This window comes from Lacticaseibacillus zeae DSM 20178 = KCTC 3804 (genome assembly GCF_000260435.1).
Taxonomy (GTDB): Bacteria; Bacillota; Bacilli; order Lactobacillales; family Lactobacillaceae; genus Lacticaseibacillus; species Lacticaseibacillus zeae.
Genome location: NZ_BACQ01000005.1, coordinates 1 through 4,456 on the forward strand (window position 1 = coordinate 1; position 4,456 = coordinate 4,456).

A 4,456-nucleotide genomic window follows, 5' to 3' on the forward strand; every position below is an offset into this window, starting at 1 on the left:
CATTTCAGTATTTTGAAAATGCGTTCGCTTTTATGATCTGGCCATGAATTATGCTCCAGCCACGGTTTTCAGCCCTATCGATTGTCTAGAACGGCACCGGACTAATGACGGTGAGTGGTTCGTCACTGAGCGGCTTTGTGAGGCGAACGCGATAGGCATGCAGTCGCATCCGCGGTTCGTTACTTGGCGATGCGTATAGCGGATCACCGATGATTGGATAGCCGATACTGGCGAGATGGACGCGGATCTGGTGAGTGCGGCCGGTTTCCAGGCGAAGCAGAACGGTGGCAGTTGTCGCCGTTTCCGCAATCCGTTGGTAATGGGTGACGGCCGGGGCACCATCAAGACGAATCATCCGCTTGCGTTTGTCTTGCGGATCATGGCCGATCGGTGCGTCAATATGGCCTTCTTTGGGGATGCCGCGCTGAACCACCGCAAGATAGTCGCGGTGCATGGTTTTGGTCGCCAGCTGCCGATTAATGATGGCTTGTGCCAGCGGATTTTTGGCAATGACTAAAAGTCCGCTAGTCGCCATATCGAGCCGGTGGGTGATCAGCGCCGGCTGTGGGGCCAAATACGCTGCAGCCTGATTCATCAAGGTGCCGGTTTCGCCAGGTTGATTCGGATGGGTTTTCATGCCAGCAGGTTTGTCGACAATGAGTAAGTTGTCATCTTCATAGCGGATATCGAGATGGGGCGTTTCCAGCACATAGGCCAGGCGAATCGGTTCGTCGTAAGTCATGGCGATACGGTCACCGGTGGCCACTGGCTCGTTAAAATGCCGATAATGCCCATTTACCTGGATCGATCGAGCAACGCGCATCTGATGTTGCCGTTTACGGGGAATCAACCAGGATTGAAGCTGATCACGCAGACTCGCATGCGTTTTTGCAATGGCAATGGTTTGAAATAACAAAAGTTTTCCTCGTTTCCTTTGACCATAAAGTTTGCTTAAAAACCTGAAGCCGGGATTTAGGTAGCGCCTGGCTATGCTACAATAAATAAGATTCACAATAGGAGGGCAGGCATGGAATTTTTATCACGTGTCTGGCAGGGCATTCGGTGGTTCTTCCGCCGGTTTCAGGTGATTCGTTGGCTGATTTTAGTCGGACTAACGGTCATTTTGGTGTTCTCTGCCTGGTTTACTTATAAAGCCAAAACCGCTGATGTTCAAAATATTAAAAGTACCTTGCAAACCAAAACGGTCATTTATGATGATAACAATGAAGAAGCAGGGACATTGTATGGCCAAAAAGGGACCTATGTTGAGTTAAACGACATTAGTAAGCAGGTTCAAAATGCGGTGATCTCAACGGAAGATCGAACTTTTTATACCAATGGCGGTTTTTCGATTAAGGGGATTCTGCGGTCTGCATTCAATTATGTTATCCACCACGGTCAGATTATGGGTGGTGGTAGTACGATTACCCAGCAGCTCGCGAAAAATACGTTATTGACGCAGAAACAGACGATCATGCGTAAGGCGCAGGAATTGTTCATGGCCATTCAGCTAAATAAAGTTTACTCCAAGCAGGATATCCTTGCCATGTATCTCAACAATGCGTATTTTGGCAATGGTGTTTGGGGCGTGCAGGATGCGGCGAAACGGTATTTTGGCAAAAATGCCAGTCAATTGGATGCCAGTGAAGGGGCCATTTTAGCAGGGATGCTGCGGAATCCCAGTTACTACAATCCTGCTGACCATAAAGACAACGCCATTTCGCGACGCAACGTTGTTTTGCAACTGATGGCCGACAACCATAAGTTAACCCAGGCTCAGGCCAATGCGGCTAAAGCCCAGTCGGTGCAGGTTGTCGATGCCTTTTCAACGGCTAATGCGCAGAAATATCCGTCTTATTTCGATTCGGTTATTGAAGAAGCGCGGAGTGAAGGTATTAGTGTTGATGACATTCTGAACAAAGGTTATAAGATTTACACGAACTTAGATCAAACGTATCAGCAGAACCTGCAAACCAGTTTTGAGCAGAACTGGGCATTCCCGGCCGATGCTGCGGATGGTAAACAGGTTCAAGGTGCCTCCATCATCTTGGATCCCAAAACCGGTGGTGTGCGCGGAGTCGTGGGCAATCGCGGTGAGCATACCTTCTTAGGGTTTAACTATGCCACCCAGCTGCGCAATTCACCCGGTTCGACGATTAAGCCGCTGATGGTTTACACGCCAGCATTGGAAAATGGCTACCATTACGATTCGATTTTGAAAGACGAAAAGCTTAGTTATGGCAAAAATCAATATACGCCGACCAATGCCACGGGAACTTATCTGGGCACTGTGCCGATGTATAAGGCGCTGGCAGATTCGATTAATGCGCCGGCGGTATGGTTGTTAAACAAGATCGGTGTTCAAAAAGGCGTTTCCAGTCTTGATCGTTTCGGCATTCAACTCAAATCAAGCGACCAGAACCTGGCAGCGGCACTTGGCGGTTTGAAAAATGGGGTGTCCCCGCTCATGTTAGCGCGGGCGTATGCGGCGTTTGCCAACGGCGGTAAGCTGCCGACGACCCATTTTATCCGCAAAATTGTCGACGCGACGGGCCAGACAGTGGTCGATAATTCGAACCCGCCAAGCCGGCAGATCATCTCCAAAAAAGTGGCGCAGGAAATGACCAGCATGATGATTGGCACGTTCAACGAAGGCACCGGATCGACGGCCAAACCATCCGGCTACACCATTGCCGGAAAAACCGGCAGTACCGAAGTGCCAAGTAGTTGGGGCTATGGTACAAAAGATCAGTGGGTTGTTGGGTATACGCCGGATATCGTCAATGCGACCTGGATCGGTTATCCGACAACCGACAGTCAGCATTTCCTGCAGGGCACAAGCACTTCTGGCGTAGCACTGTTGTTCAAGCTTGAAATGTCCAAATTAATGCCCAATACCCCGCAAACCGCCTTTGATACCAAGGATGCGGCACAAATGGCAAGTATTCAGACACCAGAAAAAAATGACGATATTTGGCAAGGAATTCAAGATGGTATCGATAAAGGCATAGACAGTGCCAAGCAAACTGTGGGAAAATGGTATGATAATATCAAGGGCTGGTTCAAATAGGCTCAAAAAAGTGAGGTAAAGTATGGCAAACGTTTACGACACCGCTAATCAGATGGCGGAAGATATCAAGACCACTCAGGAATTTCAGGATCTCAAGAAGGCATTTGACTTGTTGAAGCTGGACACCGTTGCTTACGGCTTGTTCCAACAGTTTCAGCAAAAGCAATACGAGATGCAGCAAAAGTCAATGCAGGGACAGGATTTCACGGATGAAGAAGTGAAATCGCTGCAGGCACTTGGCGACAAGATGCGCGACATCCAACCGATCCAAAACCTGATGGCCAAGGAACAAGGCCTGTCACAGATGATGGACGAACTGAATAAGATTATTTCCCAGCCGATTATTGATGTTTATCAAAGCAAACCTTAATCAGTTAACTGGGTCAGTGTAAGTGCTGAATCCGTTTAGGAACCTGCACTAGAAAAAGTTCCGGAGAGCGTTCTCTCTTGGGCTTTTTTATTTTGGCGACACACGATGAACAATTGAGACCTTCCTTGTACTTTAGGACCGACATCGGTATGATTTAGTTAGCTTGTATAGTAAAGGAAAAGGTGACAACCGTGGCAAAACGGCTTTTTGATTACCATAATGAAGAAGATGTACGGCTTCCCGTGCTGATTAAATCGGCTGAAGTTCGCGTAGCCAAGAATGGCAAAAAATTTATTGCGATGATTTTCCAGGATAACTCCGGCCATATTTCTGGGAAGTTCTGGGATGCCACCGCTAATGATATTGCCCAGTTTAAAGCGGGTGAGGTGGTTCAGCTATCCGGGAAACGTGAACTATACCAAGGTAATCCGCAAATCAAGATTTATTCAATGCGCCTTGCAACACAGGAGGAGGGCAACGATCCCAAGAATTTTGTCGAGCGGGCACCGGAAGCGCCTAATGCCATGGAAGAAGAGCTGAATAGCTTTATTTTTGAGATCACCAACGCCAACTGGAATCGCATCGTCCGCAAATTGATTAACGATCATAAAAAAGCATTCTTCAGCTATCCGGCTGCCAAGTCGAATCACCACGCGTTTGCTGGCGGGCTTGCGTTTCACACGTTGAGTATCTTGCGGTTGGCCAAAAGCGTCACCGCTCAGTATTCGAGTCTAAATAAAAGTCTGCTATACGCCGGGGCCATTTTGCATGACTTAGGCAAAACCATCGAATTAAGCGGACCGATTTCGACCGATTACACAGTACCCGGGAATTTAATCGGGCACATTGTCTTGATTGACGAGCAAATTGTGCTGGCTGCCCACCAGCTTAAAATCGACATCAATGGGGAAGATATGTTGCTGTTGCGGCATGTGGTTTTGGCCCATCACGGATTGCTTGAATATGGCTCACCGGTTCGCCCGCAGTTATTAGAGGCGCAAGTGCTGCATGAGCTG

The 4,456-nt window shown here is 48.3% G+C and carries 4 protein-coding genes; 3 read left to right on the forward strand and 1 reads right to left on the reverse strand.

The genetic code is table 11. The features are described from left to right. Positions 1 to 85 precede the first annotated feature (85 nt). Positions 86 to 916 (reverse strand): RluA family pseudouridine synthase, encoded by an 831-nt coding sequence (locus GSO_RS00495; RefSeq protein WP_010487845.1) that lies wholly within the window; start codon positions 914 to 916, stop codon positions 86 to 88. A gap of 111 nt (positions 917 to 1,027) precedes the next feature. Here GSO_RS00495 and GSO_RS00500 point away from each other — a divergent pair, with 111 nt between their 5' ends. The 3 genes from GSO_RS00500 to GSO_RS00510 form a co-directional block, all read left to right on the forward strand. Then, positions 1,028 to 3,070 (forward strand): PBP1A family penicillin-binding protein, encoded by a 2,043-nt coding sequence (locus GSO_RS00500; protein WP_010487846.1) that lies wholly within the window; start codon positions 1,028 to 1,030, stop codon positions 3,068 to 3,070. Between the two features lie 22 nt (positions 3,071 to 3,092). Further along, entirely contained in the window at positions 3,093 to 3,440 is a 348-nt protein-coding gene (locus GSO_RS00505; protein ID WP_010487847.1) for a YlbF family regulator, read from the forward strand. 191 nt (positions 3,441 to 3,631) lie between these two features. Then, positions 3,632 to 4,456: 3'-5' exoribonuclease YhaM family protein (locus GSO_RS00510; protein WP_010487848.1), on the forward strand; the 825-nt coding region annotated here is incomplete at its 3' end.